Below are 4,404 nucleotides of genomic sequence, written 5' to 3' on the forward strand. Positions count from 1 at the left end.
GGCGGGGACGGGGCGCTCAGGGGCCTGCCCGAGCGCGGATCGCTTCCCAGCGCCGAGCGGGGCGCCCTGTACTCCACCCGAGAGGTGGACGGACTCATCGAGCAGTACCATTCCATGGCCCGGCGACTGGAGGAGCTCTACGGCAGCTTGGAATCCCAGGTGGCCGAGCGTACCGAGCAGCTGCGGCGGGCCAACGCCGAGCTGGAGCGCCAGCGGGAGCGGGTCGAGGAGATCAACGAGCAGCTGTCCCGGGACAACCAGTACAAATCCGATTTCCTGGCCATCGTCAGCCACGAGCTGCGCACGCCCCTCACCTCCATCCTCGCCTTCGCCGACCTGCTGGGGCAGTCCATGGATCCGGCCGACGAGGAGGCCGCCCGCCAGCTGGAGGAGATCGACAAGAACGGGGCTATTCTCCTGGAAATGGTAGACAATGTGCTCGAGTGCGCCCGCATTCAGGCCGGTTCCGAGACGCTGAACCTGGAGCTGCTGGACTTGAACGACGTGGTGGGCATGGTTGAATCGGCCCTGGCGCCGGTGGCGGCCAAGAAGGGCGTGGCCTTCGCCACGCGGGTCGACTACGACGTGCCCCTCATCCGCAGCGACTGGGAGAAGCTGCGGCGCGTGCTCGCGAACCTGGCGAGCAACGCCGTGAAGTTCACCGATCGGGGCGGCGCGGTCACGGTGCGGGTGCGCTGCGACGGCGCTCCGGGCGCCCGGGTCATCGAGGCGGCCGTGGCCGACACCGGCATCGGCATTCCCGCCGAGGCCCAGGAGCTCATCTTCGAGCGGTTCCGCCAGGAGAACATGTCCACCGTGCGTCGCTACGGCGGCAGCGGCCTGGGACTTTCCCTCGTGAAGGATCTCGTGGCCATGTTGGGCGGCTCCGTGGCGGTGGAAAGCGAGCCGGGCCAAGGCTCGGTGTTCACCGTCACCCTGCCGGTGAGGGAGGAGGATATCCATGACTAAGGTGATGCTCATCGACGATGACGAGTCCATGCAGGTGCTCATCGGCCAGATCGCCCGCCGCGGCGGTTACGACTTCTGCTGCGCCGGCAGCGGCGAGGAGGGTCTGGCCCTGCTGAGGGAGGCCCGGCCCGACTTCCTTATCCTGGACGTGATGCTACCGGATATCAACGGCTTCGAGATCTGCGAGATCATCCGCGCCGAGGGCCGCCAGGTGCCCATCATGTTCCTCACGGCCAAGGGCGATATCGTGGACAAGTCCATCGGCTTCAAGGCCGGGGCCGACGACTACCTGGTGAAGCCCTTCCAGCCTGAGGAGCTGCTCCTGCGAGTGAACGCCCACGTGCGCCGCCGTGAGCGGGAGCGGGGTCGCGAGGACCGCAGCCGCCGCCCCGACGTCTTCGCCGTGGGGAATCTAGAGATTCACTTCGGGAAGTACGACGTGCGCCTGGGCGGCGAGCCGGTGGGCCTGTCCTCCCGGGAGATCGAGCTGCTGGAGGTGCTCGCCTCCGACCCGGGGGCCGTGTTTACCCGCGACCAGATCCTGGAGGCGCTCTGGGGCGACGTCGAGGCCGCCGATCCCAGCTCCATCACCGTCATGGTGCGCAAGATCCGCGAGAAAATCGAGGAGGACCCCTCCAAGCCCCGCTACCTCACCACCATCTGGCGCATCGGCTACAAGCTGGCCGACCGCCTGTGAGCCACGAGGGGCCGGTCGGCCGTGAGCCGGCAGCGTGCTCGCGGGGCGCGCGCCGACGGCTCACGGCTCTCGGCGACCGCTCCGACCGCGGGCGCCGTGCTGGGGGCAGGTGCCTTCCCATGGAGTTTTCCAGGATACTTTGCCTGAGTGTAAGGTGAAACTTCCCGTCGGTTTTCCCTTGAAGAGCCTTTCAATTTGTAGTATTCTTCTCTGCTGTATCTCTGTGCCAGAATTGAGTTCTTGTACCCAAAATCAGGCGCGGACACTGGAGAAAGGACTATCGCGTGGCTGATGCTGCAAAGAAGAATCCTGAGCAAGACATTGAAGAAGTTGTGGTGACCGAGGACGTCGAGGGGTTGGACGACCTGGACGATGATGATATGGACACCACGGAGCCGCCGACGAGCGCAGCGAGCGATTCGGCTTCCGACGGCCTGACCGAGGACAAGATCGAGGCGGGCCTCGATTCCGAGGAAGACCTGCTGGACGGCATTCCCGAGGACGAGCTGAAGGCCACGGTGGAGGCGGCGGCCCTGCCCAAGGTGACGCCCCGCACCCGCGCCCGCGTGCGCACGAAGCGCAACCCCGATGCCGGCGTGACCATGCTCACCGGCGACCCGGTGCGCATGTACCTGAAGGAGATCGGCAAGGTGCCCCTGCTCACCGCTGCCGAGGAGATCGATCTCGCCATGAAGATCGAGGCCGGCGTGGCCGCTACCGAGGAACTGGAGAAGGCCGAGGAAGACGGCATCGAGCTGGAGCGCCGCGAGAAGCGCCGCCTGTCCCGCATCGAGCAGGTGGGCCTGGATGCCAAGCAGCAGCTCATCGAGGCCAACCTGCGCCTCGTGGTGTCCATCGCCAAGCGCTACGTGGGCCGCGGCATGCTGTTTCTGGACCTCATCCAGGAGGGCAACCTGGGCCTCATCCGCGCCGTGGAGAAGTTCGACTACACCAAGGGCTTCAAGTTCTCCACCTACGCCACCTGGTGGATCCGCCAGGCCATCACCCGCGCCATCGCCGACCAGGCCCGCACCATCCGCATTCCCGTGCACATGGTGGAGACCATCAACAAGCTCGTGCGCATCCAGCGCCAGCTTCTGCAGGAGCTCGGCCGCGAGCCAACCCCCGAGGAGATCGGCGAGGAGATGGGGCTCACTGCTGAGCGCGTGCGCGAGATCCAGAAGATTTCCCAGGAGCCGGTGAGCCTGGAGACCCCCATCGGCGAGGAGGAGGATTCCCAGCTCGGCGACTTCATCGAGGACGACGCCGCCGTGGTGCCCCCGGATGCCGCCAGCTTCTCCATGCTGCAGGAGCAGCTGGCCAAGGTGCTGGAGGGCCTGGCCGAGCGCGAGCGCAAGGTCATCAGCCTGCGTTTCGGCCTGGAGGACGGCCATCCGCGCACTCTGGAGGAGGTGGGCCGCGAGTTCGGCGTCACCCGCGAGCGCATCCGCCAGATCGAGAGCAAGACCCTGGCGAAGCTGAGGCACCCCTCCCGATCCAGCAAATTGAAGGACTACCTGGAAGATTAAACGAGAAGGCCGGCCGTCTTGCCGGCCTTCTTCTTGGAGCGAGAGCACTTTGGCTTTTGGTGGACAAAAAGGCTTCGAGTGCGCTGTTCTTGCTCTCGGTAGGTTGGTTTTCGGGCTCTGAAGGCGCCTGAGAGACCCCCAGAAGCGTCGAAATGGCCCACTGCGGGTTTCTGCGGAGCTTTTTTGGCGAGCATTGGGAGCATTCGAGGCATTTTTGTCCACTTCTTCACTTTCTACTCTTGAAGGAGCTTGCGATGACAAGCAAAAAGCACGAGCACGAGTTCTTCGCCACCTGTCTGCCGGGGGTCGAATCGCTGCTATCCGACGAGCTGCACGGGCTCGCGGTGCGCAAGGTGCGCCCGCTGGTCGGTGGCGCGGCCTTCTACGGCTCGCCGGAGACGGTTCTGCGGGTCTGTCTGTGGTCGCGGTTAGCGGGCCGCGTGAATGTGGTGGTGGGCCGCGTGGATGCTTCCGACGCCGACGCGCTGTACACGGGTGTGCGGAACCTGGCCTGGGAAGAGGTGCTGGCCGAGAGGGCGAGCATTGCCGTGCGGGCCAACGGCGTGAATGGCGAGCTGCGCAACACCCAGTTCACGGCGTTGAAGGTAAAAGACGCCGTGTGCGATCGCCTGGCCGAGGCGCGGGGGGCGCGTCCCGATGTGGACGCCCAGGCGCCCGATGCGCTCATCGAGGTGCGCCTGCGCGACGATCGGGCCACCATTGCCCTCGATCTATCGGGGGCATCGCTGGCACGGCGCAGCTACCTGCGGCCCGAGGACGGCCCCGATGCCCCTGTGGCCGTGGCCCAAGCCGCGGCGCTGCTGGCGGCGCTGGGGGCGCCGGAGCGCTTGGCGGCTGGTTGGGGGTTCCTGGACCCGGCATGCGACGACGGCATCCTGCTGTGCGAGGCAGCGGGCCTTCTAGCGGACCAGGCGCCCGGTCTCGTGCGGGATCGTTGGGGGTTCGCCGGATGGGCGCGCTTTGACGCCGCGGCGTGGGACGATTTGCTGGCCGAGGCCGACGACCGCTTGGAGGCGGGGCTCGCTCGCATGCTTGGTGCCGAGGGCGCGGCGAGTGCCACGGTGGATGCGCCCGATCAGCGCACCGTGCGCATCGTGGGGCTGTCGGCCTCCTCGGGCCCGGCCGCCTCCACGCTCGCCACCGCCCGCAGGCCCGCGGCCGTGGAGGAACGCCTGACGCGTGCGGTGG

At 66.8% G+C, this 4,404-nt stretch carries 4 protein-coding genes; all 4 read left to right on the top strand.

The genetic code is table 11. From position 1 onward, the window contains the following. Nucleotides 1-969: sensor histidine kinase (locus F8D48_RS11295; protein WP_151432127.1), on the top strand; the 969-nt coding region annotated here is incomplete at its 5' end. Beyond that, nucleotides 962-1,666, top strand: a complete 705-nt coding sequence (locus F8D48_RS11300; RefSeq protein ID WP_151432129.1) for a response regulator transcription factor — start codon at nucleotides 962-964, stop codon at nucleotides 1,664-1,666. The genes F8D48_RS11295 and F8D48_RS11300, both read left to right, overlap by 8 nt. A 380-nt stretch (nucleotides 1,667-2,046) precedes the next feature. After that, nucleotides 2,047-3,195: an RNA polymerase sigma factor RpoD gene (gene rpoD, locus F8D48_RS11305; RefSeq protein WP_135971259.1), complete on the top strand. Its 1,149-nt coding sequence runs from the start codon at nucleotides 2,047-2,049 to the stop codon at nucleotides 3,193-3,195. Between the two features lie 254 nt (nucleotides 3,196-3,449). Beyond that, on the top strand, nucleotides 3,450-4,404 hold a 955-nt coding region (locus tag F8D48_RS11310; protein ID WP_240806335.1), incomplete at its 3' end, for a THUMP domain-containing protein.

The organism is Adlercreutzia muris (genome assembly GCF_008831045.1).
Taxonomy (GTDB): Bacteria; Actinomycetota; Coriobacteriia; order Coriobacteriales; family Eggerthellaceae; genus Adlercreutzia; species Adlercreutzia muris.